This is a genomic window from Pseudoxanthomonas sp. z9 (assembly GCF_006542425.1).
Classification (GTDB): domain Bacteria; phylum Pseudomonadota; class Gammaproteobacteria; order Xanthomonadales; family Xanthomonadaceae; genus Pseudoxanthomonas_A.
The window spans coordinates 120,698-139,269 of sequence record NZ_VFID01000012.1 but is presented as its reverse complement, the minus strand read 5'-3'; the positions used below and the strand labels follow the sequence as shown (position 1 = coordinate 139,269).

Below are 18,572 nucleotides of genomic sequence, written 5' to 3'. Positions count from 1 at the left end.
GCGACCGGAGATACCGGCGGTACGGAGACTACGGTCGCGACTGACGTCGCTCCTACACAACACCACAGGGTTACCCGCCGAAATCGAGATCGTGGGCCGCCAGCACATGGCGCACGGCGGCGCGGGCAGTGGCGATGGCGGCGGTCTCCGGCACCAGTCGCGGGCGCCGATCCAGGGTGCAGGCCAGGCCTTCGGCGAGGAACACGGTATGCGCCTGGGTCAGCGCCTGCGCGGTCGGTTCGTCGATGCGGCCGGTTGCCAGCAGCGCGGCGATCAGCGAGGCGGTGTTGCGCGGCGTCAGCAGCGCGGGGGCGGCGTCGGATTCACGCAGCACCCGGTACTGCAGCAGGAACTCCAGATCGACCAGGCCGCCTTCGCCCTGCTTGAGATCGAAGCGGGCGGCGTCGCTGCGGTCCAGTTCCGCACGCATGCGCTGGCGCATCTTCACCACGTCGTCGCGCAACTGCGCCGGATCGCGCATCCGCGACAGGGTGGTGTCGCGGATGTCCTCGAAATCCTGCTGCAGCACCTCGTCGCCGGCAACGCCGCGCGCGCGCACCAGCGCCTGGTGTTCCCAGGTCCAGGCACGTTCGCGCTGGTATTCGCGGTAGCTGGCCAGTGACGACACCAGCAGGCCCTTGGCGCCGTCCGGCCGCAGGCGCACGTCCACGTCGTAGAGCCGGCCGGCGCCGGTCTCCGCACCCAGCAGGGCGACGATCTTCTGCGCCAGCCGCGCGTACCAGCGTCCGGCTTCCAGGGGACGCGCACCGTCGGACTGCGCGTCGGCGGGCGCGTCGTAGAGGAACACCAGATCCAGATCCGAGCCGAAGCCCAGTTCCTCGCCACCCAGGCTGCCATAGCCGATCACCGCGAAGCGTCCCTGCGGAACGCGGCCGTGCGCGGCCGCGACCTCGTCCTCGGCGGTGCGCAGCACCACCCGCACGACTTCGTCGGCCAGCCAGGCCAGCTGGCGGGTGCTTTCGCGGGCGGGTTGGCGACGGTCCAGCGCGGCCATGGCGATGCGGAAGCTCAGCGCCAGCCGGCGTTCGTTCAATTCGCGCAGGGTCGACTCGGCATCGCCGCCCTCCAGCGCGCGGTTGCATTCGACGTGCAGGCCCTGCTTGTCCGGCAGCGGTCCGGACACGCGTGCGTCCAGCAGTTCGTCCAGCAGCAGCGGGTACAGCGCCAGCCGTTCGGCCAGCAGCGCGCTGCGCGCCAGCACGTCGACCAGGCGCGCCAGCGCGCTGGGCTGTTCGTCCAGCAGTGCCAGATAGCTGGCCCGACGCAGGATCGCCTGCAGCAGCGCCAGCGCCCGCTTGAGCGCGGCATCCGGCTGCGCCGATCGCGCCGCCGCGCCGAGCAATGCGGGCACCACCCGATCCAGTCGCGCGCGCGAAGTGTCCGACAGTGCCCGCACCCCGGAGAAACGGGCGAAATCGCGCAGCGCGCCGTCCGCGGTGGCGGCGTCTGCGAAGCCGGCGTCGGCCAGCGCGGATTCGTCACCGCCTTCCGGCAATGCGCGCCAATAGTGTTCCAGCGCGCCCGGCTCGGCCTGGCCGCGGCGCGGCGCGAGCAGTTCGGCGAATTCCTGCGCCACCCGATCACGCTGGCGCTGCAGGGCGGCCTGCAGCGCCGGCCAGTCCGGGTAGTCCAGCCCGCGCGCGATGCGTTCGCGATCCAGCGGGTTGTCCGGCAAGGCGTGGGTCTGCGCGTCGCGCAGCATCTGCAGGCGGTTTTCCAGCCGGCGCAGGTAGCGGTAGGCCTGGCCCAGCGCGGCGCCATCGCCTTCGACCACCTGGCGGGTCGCGACCAGCGCGCGCAACGCCGGCATCAGCCGGCGCTCGCGCAGCGACGGTTCGCGGCCACCCCGGATCAACTGCAGCGCCTGCACCAGGAATTCGATTTCGCGGATGCCGCCCGGGCCGCGCTTGATGTCGTCGGCCAGTTCGCGGCGCGCCACTTCCGCGGCGATCGCGGCCTTCATCTCGCGCAGGCCGTCGAGCGCGGTGTAGTCCAGATAGCGGCGGTAGACGAACGGGCGCAGGCTTTCCAGCCAGCGCTCGCCGGCCTCGATGTCGCCGGCGACCGCACGCGCCTTCAGCCAGGCGTAGCGTTCCCAGTCGCGGCCTTCACGCTGGAAGTACTGGTCCATGCCGACGAACGACAGCGCCACCCGCCCGGCATTGCCGAACGGACGCAGGCGCAGATCCACCCGATGGCAGAAGCCGTCGACCGTGGGCTCGTCCAGCAGCTTGGCCAGGCGTTGGCCGAGGCGGGCGAAGTAGTCCTCCGCCGCCAGCGGACGCGCGCCATCGGACTCGCCGTTATGCGGGAACGCATAGACCAGATCCACGTCGGAGGAAAAGTTCAGTTCGCCGCCGCCCAGCTTGCCGAGGCCGAACACCACCAGCCGCTGCACGCTGCCGTCCGCGGCGCGCACGAGGCCATGACGCAGGGCGAATTCGGCTTCCAGCGCTTCCAGGCCGATGCGCAGGCAGTTCTCCGCCAGCCGCGTGCTGCCGGCGAGGATGGCGTCGACATCGTCCAGGCCCAGCACGTCGCGCCAGATCAGGCGGGTCGATTCGGCGGTGCGGTAGCGACGCAATTGCTCTTGCCAGCGTCCGGATTCATCGGCTTGCAGGATCGGCGCGGGCGTGGGCGCGGCGCCGTCGTCACGCAGCAGGGCTTCCAGCCGATCCGGCTGCCGGCGCAGGGTTTCCAGGGCGAAGTCGCTGGCCAGGATCACCTTGCCGACGCGCGCGGCGCGGGCGGGATCGGCCAACAACTCGGCCGAACCAGGCGAGGATTCGCGCAGGCGGGCCAGGCCGCGTTCGATCAGGGCATCGAGATCGGTGTCGGAAACCGGGGCGTTGTCATCCATATCGCCGGATTGTGGCATGCCGTCCCGGCTTTGTTTGTAGGAGCGACGTGAGTCGCGACCGGAAAACTGATGCGCAAGCAAACCCGTGCTTTTCCCCAGGGCATGCGCGTCATGGGAAGAAGCGGAAGGCACGGGCAACGGGGTCGCGACTCACGTCGCTCCCACAAGACATTGCTGGCTTTATCAGGCGGCCAGCGAGAGATCCGGCAGGGTGGCCTGGCGCTGCAGATCCAGGCCGAACTGCGCGGCCAGCTTTTCCAGCAGCACCGGCTTGACCTGTTCCAGGCCGGAGGGACCACCGAGATCGGCCAGCGTGGCAACCTGCAATCCCTCGTAGCCGCAGGGATTGATGCGGTGCCAAGGCGACAGGTCCATGGCGACATTGAACGCCAGGCCATGGAAGGTGCGGCCGTGGCGCACGCGGATGCCGAGCGCGCCGATCTTGGCGCCGGCCACGTACACGCCCGGCGCGCCGGACTTGCGTTCGGCGTGGATGTTCCATTCGGCGACGGTATCGATCATCGCCTGTTCGATCTTGCAGACGTAGTCGCGCACGCCGACCTTCATCCGCGGCAGGTCGAACAGCGGATAGGCCACGATCTGGCCCGGGCCGTGATAGGTCACCTGGCCACCGCGATCCACCTGCACCACCGGGATGTCGCCGGGCGCGAGCACGTGCTCCGGCTTGCCGGCCTGGCCCAGGGTGAACACCGGATCGTGCTCGACCAGCCACAGCTCGTCGGGGGTCTGTTCGTCGCGCGCGTCGGTGAAGCGCTGCATCGCCCGCCACACCGGTTCGTAGGGCTGTCGCCCCAGTTCACGCACCGCGCAGGGACGGCTCACAGCGTCCACTTCACTTCCGGGTGCGCGCGCAGGGCCTCGTGGGCGGCGTCGTACTGCTCGCGGCTGGCGGCCTGGAAGGCGATGCGCACGGACACGTACTTGCCGTTGGCCGAATGCTTCCAGCTGATGTCCTCGTGGATCACTTCCACGCCGGCCTGGGTCAACAGTTTCGGGAGTTCGGTTTCCAGGCCCGCGTTGGCGGTGCCCATGGCGCTCAGTTCGAAGGTGCCGGGGAACTGGAAGCCGTGTTCGGGGTTGTCGGACTTGATTTCCATGGCGGGAATTATTGGGCCGGTGCGGGTGAAAACCAAGCGCGGGCCGGCCCGGACCCCGCAAAACGCGAAGGCCGCGGTTTCCCGCGGCCTCCGGAGCATCGGTCGTGGCGCGCGGGCCTCAGCGGGCCAGCTGCACCAGGGTGGAGGAAACCCAGCCCTTGTTGCCGAGTTCATCCTCGACTTCCCACATCACGCCTTCCTTGGTGCCGGTGGGGTACAGCATCATGCCCACGTCCAGATCGCGCACGGCCTTGCCGGTGCCCTTGGCGTTGGCGAACAGGCGGCCCGGCTTGGTCATTTCCACGGCCTGCTGCGCGCTGGCGGCCGAGGCGTTCTCGGCCACGCCGCCCAGCTGGGTGACCAGATCGGTGTAGGCCTGCAGGTAGGCCAGGGTGATGACCTGGCCGATTTCGGTGTTGGCATAGCCGCCCACGCCGGCCGCGCCCACGCCGCTGCCGCCGAACAGGCCGCCGCCCGCGCCCCAGCCCATGTCGGTCTTCTTGGCGTTGCCTTCGGCCATCGCGACCTGCTCGGACGAGCGCACGTCGGTCAGGGTCAGGACCACGTCGGCGGTCTTGCTCTTGAAGTTCAGGCCACCCACCACGGCGCCGGCGGTGCCGCCGATCAGGCCGCCCAGCAGGCCGGTGATGGCGTTGCCGCTGGCGTTGGAGTTCTGCGAGATCAGGTCGGGCACCAGCACGTAGTCGGCCGCCTTGATCTGGCCCTTGCCGATGTTGGAACGGTTGCGCAGCTCACCGTCGGCGGCCAGGGCGCGCTCGCTCATGGCGGCGTTCAGGCCCACGCCGCGATCCACCAGGGTGAAGCAGCGCGACTTGTTGACGAACACCTTGATCAGGCGCGACGGCGCCGGCAGCTGCTGGCCGGTCCACCAGTTCACCACGTCTTCCGGCTCGATCACCGAGATGGTGCCCAGCGGCTTGGTGCAGGTCGGAATCTGCGCGACCTTTTCCTTGCGCGTGTCCTGGGCGCTCTTGGCGGCGAAGGCGGGCACGGCGATCATCAGCATCGAGGCCGCCAGCGCGGCCTGCTTCAAAGAAATCTTCAACATGAAAAATCAATCCCTGTTTGGTTGAAACATTGCGGGGCCTGTGGCCCCTCCCCTGCTCCGCCGCAACCATCCGAATGGCAGCCCGCGGAAGCCGCGATGATAAGCGAATGCGAACCTTCTTCCATGACCCGTAAGTACCGGGATCATTGACCAGAAACGCGAATCCGGCGCCCGCCCGGCCAGCGGGGGATAATCGCCAACCCCTCCTTATCGGCCCGCCCATGCCCTTCTTGATTGTCAGCGTCCTGTTCAGCGTGCTGGTCGGCGTGCTGTTGAAGCTGGCCCAGCGACGCGGACTGGGCATGGTGCCGGTGATCCTGGGCAACTACGTGGCCGCCCTGCTGCTTTGTTTCGCAACCCTGGACCCGCCTCTGGACCGCCTGCGCGACCCGGGCACGCCGTGGCTGGCGCTCGGACTGCTGATGGTCCTGCTGCCGGGCATCTTCCTGGCCATGGCGGCGTCGGTGCGGGCCGCCGGCATCGCCCGCACCGACGTGGCCCAGCGCCTGTCGCTGGTGGTCTCGCTGGGCGCGGCATTCCTGTTCTTCGGCGAGACCGCGGATGCCGGCAAGCTGGCGGGATTGGGGCTGGGCCTGATCGCCATCGCCGCGATCGTGTCGCGCCCGCGCGCGGGCGACACCGGCTCCGGCGGCGACGCGCGGGCGCGCTGGCTGCTGCCGCTGACCGTGCTGCTGGGTTATGCCGCGGTCGACATCCTGCTCAAGCGCATCGCCGTGGCCGGCACGCCATTCGCGGCCTCGCTGACCCTCGCCTTCGCCGGCGCGCTGACCTGCATGCTGGCCTTGCAAGGCGGGAGGCTGGTCAAGGGAACCCCCCGCCGCGACGGCGCCGCGCTGCTCGCGGGATTGCTGGTCGGCGCCTGCAACTTCGCCAACATCCTGTTCTACATCAAGGCCCACCAGGCACTGCCGTCCCATCCCGCCGTGGTGTTCGCGACGATGAACCTGGGCGTGGTGGTGCTGGGCACGCTGGTGGGCACGTTCGCCTTTGGCGAGAAGCTCAGCCGGATCAACTGGCTGGGCATCGGATTGGCGGTGGTGTCGGTGGGATTGATTGCCGCGAGCCTCGCGCATGGATGACACGACGCGAGCCGATGACGTGGCCCGTGGCGAGTGGAGGGACCACGTCCACATCGATGCCCCCGTCACGCGGGTCTGGCGCGCGCTCACCGATCTCGCCCGCCTGCCGCGCTGGATGGGCGAACCCGAGTTGCGGATTGCGGTGGAAACCGACTGGCGGGTCGGCGCTCCCATCACCATCCGCGGGTTCCATCACGTGCCGTTCGAGAATCGCGGCGTGGTGCTGGCTTTCGATCCACCGCATGCGCTGGGCTATCGCTATCTCAGCTCGCTGTCGGGACTGGCGGACGAACCGGGCTACCAGACGCACCTGCATTTCGATCTGGCGGAAGAAAACGGCGGCACCCGCCTGGCGCTCAGCGCACATGGGTTCCCCACCGATGCGATCTTCCATCACACCGCGTTCTACTGGGCCGGAACCCTGCATGTGCTCAAGGCCTACGTCGAGGGCCTGGACCGTGAATGAGCGGAACGGGCCACCCGCCCGCCCCGCCCATCCCGGTCCACTTACTCGCCGCGGTCGTAGGAGAACTGGATGCCGGCGGTGCCGCCGGTCTCGATGAACAGGTTCATGAAGGCCGGCACAGTCTGCTGCCGGTTCCAGTCGCGCTGCAATTCACAGAACAGCTGCGGCACGCTGATCAGCTTGCCTCCGGCTTGTTCGATACGACGCAGCGCGGCCTCGTGCGCGACCAGCGAGGTGCCGCCGACCGCATCGGCGACCACGTAGACCTCGTAGCCTTCGCGCAGCGCATCCAATGCGGGGAAGGTCAGGCAGGCCTCGGTCCATAGCGCGGTCATGATCAGCTTGCGCCGTCCGGTCGCCTCCACCGCCTGGCGGAACGCCACGTCCTCCCAGGAATTGATGGTGGTGCGGTCGTAGGTGGGGAACTTGTCCAGCACCTTGCGCAGCTGCGGGATCGGCGGCTTGTTCAGGCCCGTCTTGACGTTGACGGTCGAATGCACGATCGGCAGGCCGTAGGCTACCGCCGCCTTCGACGCGCCGACGATGTTGTTGACCAGCAATTGGCGATCCATGGAGGCGATGGAATTCACCTGCACGGGCTGGTAGTCGATGATGATGAAGGCCGCGTTCTGCGGGGTGAGCAGGTGATCGCTCTTCGGATCACGGATCGGTTCGCTTGCCATGACGGTGGCTCCTGTGGAGGGTCCGGCAATGCCGGAGGGAAGCACCGCGGCGCCGCGGGGAGGAGGACGGCGTCGCGATGCGGAAGCACGGAGCCGGCTCTCGCCGTCTCCATCGGGTCGCAGGTACTCAGGCGCGCTGGGAATCCAGGGCTTCGTGGTTCTTCTGCACGTCCTGGGCTTTCGTGTAGCTCTCGATCAGCAACTGGTAGTTCGGGAAGATCCGGGTATAGATCTCGGCCCACTGCTGCGCGTCGTCGCGATGCCAGGTCTTCTGCAGCTCGGAAGCCACCGCGGCGGTGTCCATCGGTACCACGCCGGCCTGCACCACGCGCGCCAGGGTGATTTCCTCGGCCATCTTCGAATAGGTGCCGGAGGCATCGATCACCGCGAATACCTGGTAGCCGTCGGCCACCGCGGCGATGGACGGGAACGCCATGCACACGCTGGTGATGGTGCCGGCGATGATCAACTGCTTGCGCCCGGTTGCCTTCACCGCGGCAACGAAGTCGGGATTGTCCCAGGCGTTGATCTCGCCGCGCCGTGCCACGTACTGCGCATGCGGCGCGGCGGCGTGGATTTCCGGAATCAGCGGGCCGTTCGGGCCCTGCGGTACCGAGGCGGTGGTGATCACCGGCAACCCGGCCAGGGTCGCCATTTTCGCCAGCGCGGTGGCGTGGGCGCGCACGCGGGTGAACGGCATGTCGCCGATGGTCTGGAACAGGCCGCTCTGGTGATCGATCAGCAGCATCGCGGCATTGGCCGGATCGAGAATCGGCTTGCTGCCGTTGAAGTTGGCGGGAAGGCTCATGGGGAAGTACTCCGTGGGGAAGAGCGGGCGGTCACCGCCCGGGGAACTACTGCGCGATCCGGCCGAAGCGGCCGCGGTTGAAGTCGTCGATGGCCTGGACGATTTCGCTCTGGGTGTTCATCACGAACGGGCCATGGCCGACGATGGGCTCGTCGATGGGTTCGCCGCTGAGCAGCAGGAAGGTGGCGTCGGACTCGGCCTCGACGAATACATCGGTACCGTCGCGATCCAGCACCACCAGTTCCGCCTCGCGCGCGACCTGCTTGCCGTTGACCCGCAGCGCGCCCTTGAGCACGACCAGCGCGAGGGTTCGGCCTTCGGCGACGTCGAAGGTGGTGCTGCCGCCCTGCCGCAGACGCACGTCCCACACGTCCATCGGGGTGAAGGTGCGCGCCGGCCCGGGATGTCCTTCGTACTGTCCGGCCACCACCCGCACGCTGCCGGCGTCGTCGGGCAGCGCGACCGACGGAATGTCGCCATCGAGCAGGGTCTGGTAACCCGGTGCGGACATCTTGGCGGCGGCCGGCAGGTTCACCCACAGCTGCACCATGTCCAGGGTGCCGCCGGTGCGGGTGAAATCGGGCGAGTGGTATTCCTCGTGGAGGATGCCGGAGGCGGCGGTCATCCACTGCACGTCACCCGGGCCGATGCGGCCGCCGGCGCCGGAGGAATCGCGGTGTTCCAGTTCGCCTTCGTATACGAGGGTCACGGTTTCGAAGCCACGGTGCGGATGCTGGCCCACCCCGCGCGGGTGCTCGGCCGGATCGAACCGGTACGGGCCGGCGTAGTCGAGCAGCAGGAACGGGCTGAGGTGGCGGCCGTGGGTCTGGTAGGAGAACAGCGAGCGGGCCGGGAAACCGTCGCCCACCCAGTGGGGACGGGGGGCGCCGTAGACGCCGAGGACTTTCTTCATGGTGGGCTCCCGCCCGGGGAACCGGGCTTGATCTGCGATGGGCGCACGTTAGTCCCGGGACGATGGACCCGGTAGTCGGCAGGATTTATCCTCAGAGTCCTATCAGGTGAACGATGACCGGCATGGTCCCGACCGACCTCAACGACCTGTTCTACTTCGCCCAGGTGGTGGATCACGGCGGGTTCGCTCCCGCCGGGCGCGCGCTCGGCGTGCCCAAGTCCAAGCTCAGCCGGCGCATCGCGCTGCTGGAGGAACGCCTGGGCGTGCGCCTGATCCAGCGCTCCACCCGCCGCTTCTCGGTCACCGACATCGGCCAGGACTACTACCGCCATTGCAAGGCGATGATCGTGGAGGCCGAGGCGGCGCAGGAGGCGATCGAACTCACCCGTTCCGAGCCGCGTGGCGTCGTGCGGCTCGCCTGCCCGGTGGCGCTGCTGCACGCGCGGGTCGGAGTGATGGTGGCCGATTTCATGGCGGAGAATCCGAAGATCACCGTGCTGCTGGACGCCACCAACCGCCGCGTCGACGTGGTCGGCGAAGGTGTCGACGTGGCGATCCGCGTGCGTCCGCCACCGCTGGAGGACAGCGATCTGGTGATCCGTGTGCTGGCGCAGCGCTGCTGGAACGTGGCCGCGAGTCCGCGCCTGTTCGGCAATGCGCCGCTGCCCGCCACGCCTGCGGATCTGGCGCTCCATCCCACTCTCGACCTCGGTCCGTTCCATCGCGACCATAGCTGGCAGTTCACCGATCGCGACGGCACGATCGCCACCGTCCATCACGAACCCCGCCTGGTCACCGACGACATGACCGCGATCCGCATGGCCGCGGTCGCCGGCGTCGGCATCATGATGCTGCCGACCATGGTGATGTGCGACGAACTCGCCGATGGTCGCCTGGTCCGGCTGTTGCCGGATTGGCGACCCAAGCAGGGCATCATCCACGCCGTGTTCCCGTCGCGGCGCGGGCTGGTGCCGTCGGTGCGCAGCCTGATCGACTATCTCGCGCAGCGCTTCCAGACGCTGGAGGAAGACTGACCGCCTTGGCGTGGACCGGCATAATCGCGTGGTCTTCCTCCTTCTTCGCGCGCATGCCGAATCCTTCCGATCCGCACATCGCTCCCGCCAGCGAGATGAAAGCCGACGTCGATGGCGAAGCCATCACGCAACTGGCCAATGCCTTCGCCGCGATCGCCGACGAACGGCCTGCCGCCGCCCAGCCCGCGCTGCGGCAGGCGGACGCGCGGGGTTCGCGCATGGCCGCCGCGCTGTTGCGACACCTGGCCGGTGAAGGCCCGGACAGTGCCTACGCGGCGCACGCCGCGTTCCAGGCCTTCATCCGCGGCGGCGACAACGTGCCGCTGTACGCCGCGGTCAGCCAGGCGATGGCCGAACGCCATGCGCGGCCGACGGTGAACCGCCTGCTCGATATCGGCGCCGGCGACGGCATGGCGCTGTTGCCGGCGCTGCGCGCCGCCGCGCGGCTGCCCGAGCGCATCGACGTGATCGAACCCCAGGGTGGCCTGCGCGACGCGCTGGCAGCGCTGTTCGCCGGGCAGTTTTCCGATGCCCATACGCAAGGACGGCTGCACCTGCACGGCGTCACGCTGCAGTCCTTCGTGCAGGGGTTGTCGCCCGGGGATCACTGGGATCTGGCGCAATCCAGCTTCGCGCTGCAATCGCTGCCGCCGCCCGAACGGGTGGCCGCGCTGCGCGCGTTGCGGCCACACGTGGACACGCTGGTGGTGGTGGAGTTCGACGTACCGGCGCTGGCGCACGGCACGCCTGCGTACTTCCATTCGGTCGCCGGTCGCTACGAACGTTGCCTCGCCCAATACGGCGAGGAGGCGGCGCTGATCGCGCACGGCTTCCTCGCGCCGATGCTGGCCGGCCAACTGCGACGCGGTGTCGCGCCCTCGAACTGGGAGCAGCCGGTCGCGGACTGGCAGCGTGAACTGGGACAGGCCGGTTATCGCTTGCGCGACGCACGCCCGCTCTACGACTACAGCTGGTCGCCTGCCTGGTGGATGGAAGTTTCCGCGCATTGAGCGGCGACACTCGTCGCTCTCTTGTGGGAGCGACGTGAGTCGCGACGCCCGGTTTGGCGATGCGAAAAAAAAAAGCCTCGCGACTTACGTCGCTCCCACAACGCCGGATTGGCTTGAGTGGGGTGGACAGCGGCGATGGCTGACAAAGCGGGCCCTCTGCATTTCAAACGTCCCCTTCCCTGTGGGAGCGACGTGAGTCGCGAAATCCAGATTGATCGGGCAGCTGCCATCATGGGGTCATCGCGGCGATGTTGGATCATGGTGGCCTGTCCGATCTCGTGCGCCGCGCCGCCCTGAAGGAGTGTCCTTGAGCCATCCATCGCCCACCGGTTCCCGCGCGCCGCCCTCGGGCGTGATCGCGATCTTCCTGGTGTTCCTGCGCCTGGGGCTGAGCTCGTTCGGCGGACCGCTGGCACACCTGGGTTATTTCCGCGCCGAGTTCGTGCAGCGGCGACGCTGGTTGGACGAAGACGCATTCGCCGGACTGGTCGGGCTGTGCCAGTTCCTGCCGGGGCCGGCGAGCAGCCAGCTCGGTTTTGCGCTGGGCTGGCTGCGCGGCGGCTGGCGCGGGGCGTTGGCGGCATTCCTCGGCTTCACCCTGCCCTCGGCGTTGCTGATGTACTGGCTGGCGCTGCATGCGCCGCGCGCGTCCACCACGCCGCTCGGGCTGGCACTCGTGCATGGCCTCAAGCTGGTGGCGGTGGTGGTGGTCGCGCATGGCCTGTGGGGCATGGCACGCACGCTCACGCCGGATGCGCGCCGCATCGCCTTGGCGATCGCGGTCGCCGCGCTGGCGCTGCTGGCGCGCGATCCGATCTGGCAGCTGGCGGCCATCGGCCTCGGCGCGATCGCTGGTGGGTGGTGCTGTCCGCCGGCGTCGACAGGATCCAGTCCGGCTCCACGCACGCCGCGTTGGTTGGCGTCCATCGCGCTGTTCCTGTTCGCGGCGGGACTGCTGTGGACATTCTGGCCGCGCGACGTGGCACCGACTCTGGATGCGCTGGCGGCGGCCAGCTACCAGTCCGGGGCGCTGGTGTTCGGCGGTGGCCACGTGGTGCTGCCGTTGCTGGAAGCCAAGCTGGTGGCGCCGGGATGGATGGGCGCGGACCAGTTCCTGGCCGGCTACGGCGCCGCGCAGGCGATGCCCGGACCGATGTTCTCGCTGGCGGCTTTTCTCGGCGCGAGCGTGGACGTCGGGGTCGGCCGCCCGCTGGCGGCCGCGGTGGCGCTGCTGTGCATTTTCCTGCCGGGCTTCCTGTTGCTGATCGCGCTGCTGCCGGGCTGGGCGCGGATTGCCTCCCATCCGCGACTGGCGCGGATGGTGGCCGGCATCAACGCGGCGGTCGTGGGCCTGCTGGCGGCGGCACTGTACGACCCGCTGTGGAAGAACGCGGTGGGCACGCCCGTCGACGTGGGAATCATCGTGCTGGGCCTGCTGATCGCGGCCCGGGCGCGGCGGTCGGCGCTGTGGGTGCTGGCGGTGTGCCTGGGCGCGACGTGGCTGGCGACGGGCCTGCCGCGGCCCTGACGGACGACGTTCAGCCCTCTTGGGCCAGCGGCAGGCGCAGTTCCGCCACCGTGCCGGCTTCGGGCGCGCGCGACTGCAACTCCAGGCTGCCCTGCTGTGCTTCCAGGATCTGGCGTGACAGCACCAGGCCGATGCCGGAGCCGCCGCTCTTGGTGGTGAAGAACGGCACGAACAGGCTGTCGCTGGACGGCAGGCCCTCGCCACGATCCCTGACCTGCACGCGCGCCTGTCCGTTTTCCGCCCACGCACGCAACTCGACCGGCACGGTGCCGCCGGCTTCGACCGCGTTGCGCAGCAGGTTGATCAGCACCTGTTCCAGCTGGTCGGCGTCGGCGATCACCCGCAGTTGCGGCGCGACCTCGACCCGGATGCGTTCGTCGACCAGCCGACGCACGCGCTCGCACAGCGACGCCAGCGCCACGCTGGCCGGTTGCGGTTCGGGCAACTTGGCCAGCCGCGCGTAGCCGCCGAGGAAGCGCTGCAATGCCAGGCTGCGCTGTTCGATCAGATCCAGCCCACCCGCAAGGTCGGTGCGCGCCTCCGGGTCGAGCGTCGCGCCTGCCGGCGGCAACACGCGTGCCAGGGTATCGGCCATGGAGGCGATTGGCGCCATCGAGTTGTTGATCTCGTGGCTGAGCACGCGCAGCAGGCGGCGGAACGCCTGCGCTTCCTCGTCACGCAACGCGCGCTCCATCGGCTGCAGCACCAGCAGGCGGCCGGCCTGGCTGCGGCTGCGCAGCGACGCGTGCCCGATCTGCCAGCGTCCCTGCTGGGTGGGAAAGGCGTGCGCGTGGATGCGGCCATTCGCAATGTCGAACAGCGGCGCCAGCCCCAACGCATCCGCGCGCTGTCCCAGCAGTTCGGCAGCCGGCCGGCCCAGCAGCCGTTCACCGGCGGGGTTGATCAGGCGCAGGCGATCATCCTGCTCGAACGCGAATACCGCGCCGTCCAGCGCGGCCAGGGTCTTGCTCAGCAGTTGCAGGCTCTCGTGGGAATCGCGCTGCTCGTCCTGCAATCGCTGCGCCAGTGCGTTGAAACGACCCATCAGCCGGATCTGTCCGTCGCCGCCGGAGACCGCGCCGCGCACGCTGTAGTCGCCTTCGCGCAGCGATTCCAGCAAGCCGTCGAGGGTGCGCAGGCGGCGCCCGTCCGCGTATCGCTGCAATCGCCAGATGATCGCGGTCAGCGCCAGCACGCAAATCAGCAGCAGGGCCGCTTCGCGCGGCGCCGGCGTGCCCAGCGCGAGCACGGTCGCCAGCGCCAGCATCGACGGCGCGACCAGCCACGCCGCGCGTCCGCGCTCAGGCGTTTTCATCGCCACGCAGGCCGTGTTTCTCCAGCCGCCGGTACAGGCTCTGGCGGGTGATGCCGAGCTGGTCGGCGGCGCGTTGCAGGTTGCCGCCCTGGTCGGCCAGCGCGCGCCGCAACAGCAGCGCTTCGGCTTCCTCCAGGGTCATGCGTTCGGACAACCGTGGCTCCGCCGCGCCGGGCAGGCGCAGCGCGGCGGCGTCCAGCACGCCTTCGTCGGCCAGCAGCGCCGCGCGTTCCATCACGTGCGACAGTTCGCGCACGTTGCCCGGCCACGGATAGGTGAGCAGTGCGCGCTCGGCATCGCGGCCGATGCGCGGCACCGGGCGGCGGTAGCGGGTGCAGGCGGCGGACAGGTAATGGCGGGCCAGCGGCAGGATGTCCTCGCCGCGCTCGCGCAGCGCCGGCACCCGCACCTGGAACGTGTTGATCCGGTACAGCAGATCCTGGCGGAAGCGGCCGGCCGCCACTTCGCTTTCCAGATCCGCGTTGGTCGCGGCGATCACCCGCACGTCCACCCGCCGCGTCTGCGAGGAGCCCAGGCGTTCGAACTCCCCTTCCTCGATCGCGCGCAGCAGCTTGGGCTGCTGGTCCAGCGGCAGGTTGCCGATCTCGTCCAGGAACAGGGTGCCGCCGTCGGCCAGTTCGAACCGGCCGGCGCGATCCTGGCGCGCGTCGGTGTAGGCGCCGCGCACGTGGCCGAACAGTTCGGCCTCGAACAGGGTCGGCGCGATGCCGCCGATGTTGACCTTGACGAAGGCCCGCGCCGCGCGCCGCGAGCCGCGATGCACGAAGCCCGCCAGCAGGCTCTTGCCGGTGCCGTTCTCGCCCAGCAGCAGCAGGTTGGCGTCGCTCTCGGCGATCCGCGCCAGATCCTCCAGCAGGCGGCGCATCACCGGCGATTCGGCGATGAAGTCGTCGCCGGCCTCCTGCAGTAGCAGCGCCTGCGCCTGTCCCAGCCGCTGCTCGCTGCGGCGGCTGCGATCCAGCGCGATGCGGCTTTCCAGCACGTTCAGCACGCGCGCGTTCTGCCACGGCTTCTCGATGAAATCGACGGCGCCGCGCTGCATCGCCGTCACCGCCAGTTCGATGCTGCCCCAGGCGGTCATCGCCACCACCGGCAGGCCGGGGCACTGCGCGGCGATCTGCTCCACCAGTGCCAGTCCCTCCTCGCCGGAGGTGGTGTCACGGCGGTAGTTCATGTCCACCAGCACGGCGGCGAATTCGTCGCCGCGCAGGCAACCCAGCGCGATCTCCGGCGACTCCGCGCCGACCATGCCGTAGCCGGCGCTCTTGAGCAGCATGCGCAGCGCCTCGCGCACGTCGGGCTGATCGTCGACGACCAGGATGCGGGGGCTGGGAGACGGACGGGAAGTCGGCACGGTGCTCATCACCGCCAGTCTAGCGTCCGCGCCGGAGCGCGGGCGCTATTCATTGCGCAGCGCCTGCATCGGCGGCACCCGCGCCGCCCGCAGCGCCGGCGACAACGCCGCCACCAGGCCGGCCAGCGCCAGCGCCGCCACCACCGCGCCGATCGCCAGCGGGTCCGCCACCTGCACCTCGAACAGGTAGCGCTGCAGGAACCGCGACATCGCCATCGCGATGCCCAGTCCCGCCAGCAGGCCGATGGCAATTTGCAGGCCGGCCTCGCGCAGCACCTGCCGCAGCAGCCGGCGCGGCGCGGCGCCAAGTGCGGCGCGCACGCCGAATTCGTGCCGGCGCGCGGCCACCGCGGTGGCCATCACCGCGTACAGGCCCACCGCCGCCAACAGCAGCGCCAGGCCGGCGAACAGGCCCACCAGCAGCAGGTTGAGCTTCTGGTCGCTGGTAGTGGAGGCGACCACCGCGTCCATCGCGTCCAGATCGGAAATCGGCTGCTGCGGCGCGACCTCGGCAATCGCCTCGCGCAGGGCCCGTTCGGCGTTTCCACCCGTGTTGCCGGCACGCGACTGCAACGCGTAGGTCAGGCCACCGAATCCGCGGATGATCCGCCAGGCGCCCGGGGACAGCTGCGCCAGCGGGGTGTAGACGATTGGGGGCGCCGGCTCGGCCGGGCCGAACTGGCGCACGTCGCCCACCACGCCGACCACCCGCATCGGTACGCGCCGATCCTCGCCGTCGTCCTCGATGGCGACGATTTTTCCCAGCGGCGCATCACCCAGGTACTGGCGCGCGAACGCGGCGCTGACCACGCAGATGCGCTCGGCGCCGGCGGTATCCTGTTCGCCAATCCCGCGGCCGGCGAGCACCGGCATGCCGAACACATTGAAGAAATCCGGCGTCATGAAGCGGTACTGCGCGCTGATCGAGCGTCCATCCGGCAGCACGTAGCTCCAGTTCAATTGGGTGGCCGTGGGCGGGTTGCTGCCCGCCCCGACATGGGCGATCCCGGGCAACCGCCGCAGCCGCTCGACGATGCGATCGGTCTGCTCGACCATCGAACCGACTTCGGCGTGGCGTTCGCGGATCGGCGCCAGGCTGAAGATGGTGACCGCGCGGCTCTCGAAGCCCATCGGCACCTCCGACAATCGCTGCAGGGTGCGGGTGAACAGCGCGGCACCCATCAGCAACACCACCGCCACCACCACCTGCGCGATCACCAGGCCGCGGCCGAGCCTGCCGGCGCCTCGGCTCCAGCCCGCGCGTCCGCCGCCGACCAGTTCGCGGGTGAGTTGCAGGCCGCGCACGCGCAACAGTCCCAGCACGGACGCCAGCAACGCGGTGGCCGCACCGGCGAGCAGTGCGAAACCCACGCTGGCGCCGGTCAACGCGGCCGCTTCGCCGCGGATCCATTCCGGTGGCACCCAACCGGCCATCAGGCGCAGGCCCAGCCAGGCCAGCGCGATGCCGACCAGCGCACCGCACAGCCCGATCAACAGGCCCTCGGCCAGCGCCGGCAGGCCCAACCGCGCCAGTGGCGCGCCAAGCGCGAGGCGCACCGCGCTGTCATGGCTGCGGCCCAGCGCGCGCAGCAGCATCAGGCTGGCCAGGTTGATCGCGGCGATCAGCAGCACGCACGCGCCCGCGCCGAAGAACAGCCACAGCGTATTGCCCGTGCGCGAGGCGAACACGCTGCCCTTCAGCGGCAGCGCATTGGGCGGGAATTCGAGCAGATGGCGCCGCCATTCCTCGGTCATCCGCGGGTTCTGGCGGAGGAGCGCCCCGAGCACCGCGCCGGTTTCCGCCGAGGCTTCGGCCACGCTGATGCCGGGCTTGATCCGGGCGATGATCTGTTCGTTGGTGGACAGGTTGGTGCTGGCCAAATCCGGCTGCATCGACAGCAGGATGTCGAATTGCACCGGCCAGCGGAACGCGGCCGGCAGCACGCCGACCACCTGGGCGGCACGTCCTTCCACCTGCAGGGTCTGGCCGATCGCGGCGGGATCGGCGCCGTAGTACTGCGTCCAGAACGCATGGCTGAGGATGACCGCCTGCGGGCCGTTCACCCGATCCTCCTCGGCGTTGAAGTTGCGACCCAGCGCCATCGGCAGGCCCAGCGTTTCCAGGAAACCGCGATCCACGCGCAGGGATCCGACCACACGCCCCTCGTCGCCGCGCGCGATGTTGGTGTTGATCGCCCAGCTCCGCAGCATGCCGGTCGAGGCAAAGCTGCGCATGCGCCGCACCGGCGCGTAGTACCCGGGCGCGGCCGAGTTGCGCTCGCCGTCGAAGTACTGGCCGAGGGTGACCAGCCGATCCGGCTGCGGAAACGGCAGCGGCTTCAACAGCGCCTGGTCCAGCAGCGAGAACACCGCCGTTGTGGTCGCCACGCCCAGCGCCAGGGTCAGCACCGCCAGCAGCAGGTAGCCGGGGCGACGCAGCAGGCCGCGCCAGGACTGGCGCGCCTCGTTCCAGAGGATGGCGACGCTCACGACACCGCCTCCAGGCCGGGCAGCGCCATGTCGCGTTCATGGCGCAGGCGCTCGAAGGTGTCCTCGTCGACGATGCGGCCGTCGAGCATGTGCACGATGCGCTGCGCGCGCCGCGCGAACGCCGGATCGTGGGTCACCATGCACAGCGTGGTGCCGTTTTCGTGCAGTTGTTCCAGCAACTGCATCACCGCCTCGCCGTTGCGGCTGTCGAGGTTGCCGGTGGGTTCGTCGGCCAGCAGGATCGACGGATTCCCCACCAGCGCGCGCGCCACCGCCACGCGCTGCTGCTGGCCGCCGGACAGTTGCCCGGGATAATGGCGGGTGCGATGGTTCATGCCGACCAGTTCCAGCACTTCGCGCACGCGCCGGGTGATGTCGGCGCGACCGAATCCGTCGCGATAGGTCAGTGGCAGGGCGACGTTCTCTTCCACGGTCAGGTCCGCGATCAGGTTGAACGCCTGGAAGATGAAGCCGATCTCGCCATTGCGGATGCGCGCGCGGCCACGCGCATCCAGATCGGCGACGTTGCGCCCGTTGAGCCAGTACTCGCCGCGACTGGGCGGGTCCAGCAGGCCCAGAATCGACAGCAGGGTGGACTTGCCGCAACCGGAAGGACCGGTGATGGCGACGAAGTCGCCCCGGGCGATGTCCAGCGCGATGTCGGACAGGGCATGGGTTTCGACCTCGTCGGTATGGAAAACCTTGCCCAGCTGCTGCAGGCGCAGCAGCGATGCGGAGGTGGCGGAAGCAGGCGGGAGGGCGGTATTCATCGGGGCTCCTGG

The 18,572-nt window shown here is 69.5% G+C and carries 16 protein-coding genes; 5 read left to right on the top strand and 11 right to left on the bottom strand.

The window, feature by feature from the left end; all coding sequences use genetic code 11:
- Positions 1 to 70 precede the first annotated feature (70 nt).
- From glnE to FG323_RS14650, 4 genes are all read right to left on the bottom strand, one after another.
- Positions 71 to 2,881: a bifunctional [glutamate--ammonia ligase]-adenylyl-L-tyrosine phosphorylase/[glutamate--ammonia-ligase] adenylyltransferase gene (glnE, locus tag FG323_RS14665; RefSeq protein ID WP_255470196.1), complete on the bottom strand. Its 2,811-nt coding sequence runs from the start codon at positions 2,879 to 2,881 to the stop codon at positions 71 to 73.
- 183 nt (positions 2,882 to 3,064) lie between these two features.
- On the bottom strand, positions 3,065 to 3,724 hold the full coding sequence (gene lipB, locus FG323_RS14660) for a lipoyl(octanoyl) transferase LipB (protein WP_255470195.1): 660 nt from the start codon (positions 3,722 to 3,724) through the stop codon (positions 3,065 to 3,067).
- Entirely contained in the window at positions 3,721 to 3,999 is a 279-nt protein-coding gene (locus FG323_RS14655; protein ID WP_141455451.1) for a DUF493 family protein, read from the bottom strand. Before FG323_RS14655 ends, lipB begins: the two co-directional genes overlap by 4 nt.
- A gap of 118 nt (positions 4,000 to 4,117) precedes the next feature.
- Positions 4,118 to 5,026 carry a CsgG/HfaB family protein gene (locus tag FG323_RS14650; protein ID WP_255470207.1) on the bottom strand — a complete coding sequence of 303 codons (909 nt, stop codon included), beginning with the start codon at positions 5,024 to 5,026 and terminating at the stop codon, positions 4,118 to 4,120.
- A gap of 263 nt (positions 5,027 to 5,289) precedes the next feature.
- Here FG323_RS14650 and FG323_RS14645 point away from each other — a divergent pair, with 263 nt between their 5' ends.
- Entirely contained in the window at positions 5,290 to 6,168 is an 879-nt protein-coding gene (locus tag FG323_RS14645) for an EamA/RhaT family transporter (protein ID WP_141455449.1), read from the top strand.
- Positions 6,161 to 6,634, top strand: a complete 474-nt coding sequence (locus FG323_RS14640) for an SRPBCC domain-containing protein (RefSeq protein ID WP_141455448.1) — start codon at positions 6,161 to 6,163, stop codon at positions 6,632 to 6,634. The genes FG323_RS14645 and FG323_RS14640 overlap by 8 nt, the downstream gene beginning before the upstream one ends.
- A 41-nt stretch (positions 6,635 to 6,675) precedes the next feature.
- Here FG323_RS14640 and FG323_RS14635 read toward each other — a convergent pair whose 3' ends face one another.
- The 3 genes from FG323_RS14635 to FG323_RS14625 all read right to left on the bottom strand — a co-directional run bounded on the left by FG323_RS14635 (position 6,676) and on the right by FG323_RS14625 (position 9,038).
- The gene (locus FG323_RS14635) at positions 6,676 to 7,317 is read right to left on the bottom strand and encodes a hydrolase (protein ID WP_141455447.1); all 642 of its coding nucleotides are present in this window, start codon (positions 7,315 to 7,317) and stop codon (positions 6,676 to 6,678) included.
- Positions 7,318 to 7,444: 127 nt separating this feature from the next.
- Positions 7,445 to 8,125, bottom strand: coding sequence for a hydrolase (locus FG323_RS14630; RefSeq protein ID WP_141455446.1), 681 nt, complete (start codon positions 8,123 to 8,125; stop codon positions 7,445 to 7,447).
- 46 nt (positions 8,126 to 8,171) lie between these two features.
- Positions 8,172 to 9,038, bottom strand: coding sequence for a pirin family protein (locus FG323_RS14625; protein ID WP_141455445.1), 867 nt, complete (start codon positions 9,036 to 9,038; stop codon positions 8,172 to 8,174).
- 122 nt (positions 9,039 to 9,160) lie between these two features.
- On the opposite strand from FG323_RS14625, the gene FG323_RS14620 reads away from it, so the two are divergent.
- The 3 genes from FG323_RS14620 to chrA all read left to right on the top strand — a co-directional run bounded on the left by FG323_RS14620 (position 9,161) and on the right by chrA (position 12,610).
- Complete coding sequence (locus tag FG323_RS14620) at positions 9,161 to 10,072, top strand: LysR family transcriptional regulator (protein WP_141455444.1); 912 nt, start codon at positions 9,161 to 9,163, stop codon at positions 10,070 to 10,072.
- A 53-nt stretch (positions 10,073 to 10,125) separates the two neighbouring features.
- Entirely contained in the window at positions 10,126 to 11,082 is a 957-nt protein-coding gene (locus FG323_RS14615) for a hypothetical protein (protein ID WP_141455443.1), read from the top strand.
- Positions 11,083 to 11,389: 307 nt separating this feature from the next.
- Entirely contained in the window at positions 11,390 to 12,610 is a 1,221-nt protein-coding gene (chrA, locus tag FG323_RS14610) for a chromate efflux transporter (protein WP_220094181.1), read from the top strand.
- Positions 12,611 to 12,620: 10 nt separating this feature from the next.
- On the opposite strand, the gene FG323_RS19800 is transcribed toward chrA, so the two are convergent.
- The 4 genes from FG323_RS19800 to FG323_RS14590 all read right to left on the bottom strand — a co-directional run bounded on the left by FG323_RS19800 (position 12,621) and on the right by FG323_RS14590 (position 18,560).
- Positions 12,621 to 13,100, bottom strand: a complete 480-nt coding sequence (locus FG323_RS19800; RefSeq protein ID WP_220094195.1) for an ATP-binding protein — start codon at positions 13,098 to 13,100, stop codon at positions 12,621 to 12,623.
- A gap of 811 nt (positions 13,101 to 13,911) precedes the next feature.
- Entirely contained in the window at positions 13,912 to 15,309 is a 1,398-nt protein-coding gene (locus tag FG323_RS14600) for a sigma-54 dependent transcriptional regulator (protein WP_141455441.1), read from the bottom strand.
- A 36-nt stretch (positions 15,310 to 15,345) separates the two neighbouring features.
- Positions 15,346 to 17,790, bottom strand: a complete 2,445-nt coding sequence (locus FG323_RS14595) for an ADOP family duplicated permease (protein ID WP_141455440.1) — start codon at positions 17,788 to 17,790, stop codon at positions 15,346 to 15,348.
- Entirely contained in the window at positions 17,787 to 18,560 is a 774-nt protein-coding gene (locus tag FG323_RS14590; protein WP_141455439.1) for an ABC transporter ATP-binding protein, read from the bottom strand. The genes FG323_RS14595 and FG323_RS14590 overlap by 4 nt, the downstream gene beginning before the upstream one ends.
- Positions 18,561 to 18,572: the final 12 nt, after the last annotated feature.

Excerpts from the sequence above, each read along its gene's own strand:
- glnE (WP_255470196.1), bottom strand. The coding sequence starts at position 2,881 with ATGGATGACAACGCCCCGGTTTCCGACACCGATCTCGATGCCCTGATC.
- FG323_RS14655 (WP_141455451.1), bottom strand. The coding sequence starts at position 3,999 with ATGGAAATCAAGTCCGACAACCCCGAACACGGCTTCCAGTTCCCCGGC.
- FG323_RS14650 (WP_255470207.1), bottom strand. The coding sequence starts at position 5,026 with ATGCTGATGATCGCCGTGCCCGCCTTCGCCGCCAAGAGCGCCCAGGAC.
- FG323_RS14645 (WP_141455449.1), top strand. The coding sequence starts at position 5,290 with ATGCCCTTCTTGATTGTCAGCGTCCTGTTCAGCGTGCTGGTCGGCGTG.
- FG323_RS14640 (WP_141455448.1), top strand. The coding sequence starts at position 6,161 with ATGGATGACACGACGCGAGCCGATGACGTGGCCCGTGGCGAGTGGAGG.
- FG323_RS14635 (WP_141455447.1), bottom strand. The coding sequence starts at position 7,317 with ATGGCAAGCGAACCGATCCGTGATCCGAAGAGCGATCACCTGCTCACC.
- FG323_RS14630 (WP_141455446.1), bottom strand. The coding sequence starts at position 8,125 with ATGAGCCTTCCCGCCAACTTCAACGGCAGCAAGCCGATTCTCGATCCG.
- FG323_RS14625 (WP_141455445.1), bottom strand. The coding sequence starts at position 9,038 with ATGAAGAAAGTCCTCGGCGTCTACGGCGCCCCCCGTCCCCACTGGGTG.
- FG323_RS14620 (WP_141455444.1), top strand. The coding sequence starts at position 9,161 with ATGGTCCCGACCGACCTCAACGACCTGTTCTACTTCGCCCAGGTGGTG.
- FG323_RS14615 (WP_141455443.1), top strand. The coding sequence starts at position 10,126 with ATGCCGAATCCTTCCGATCCGCACATCGCTCCCGCCAGCGAGATGAAA.
- FG323_RS14600 (WP_141455441.1), bottom strand. The coding sequence starts at position 15,309 with ATGAGCACCGTGCCGACTTCCCGTCCGTCTCCCAGCCCCCGCATCCTG.
- FG323_RS14590 (WP_141455439.1), bottom strand. The coding sequence starts at position 18,560 with ATGAATACCGCCCTCCCGCCTGCTTCCGCCACCTCCGCATCGCTGCTG.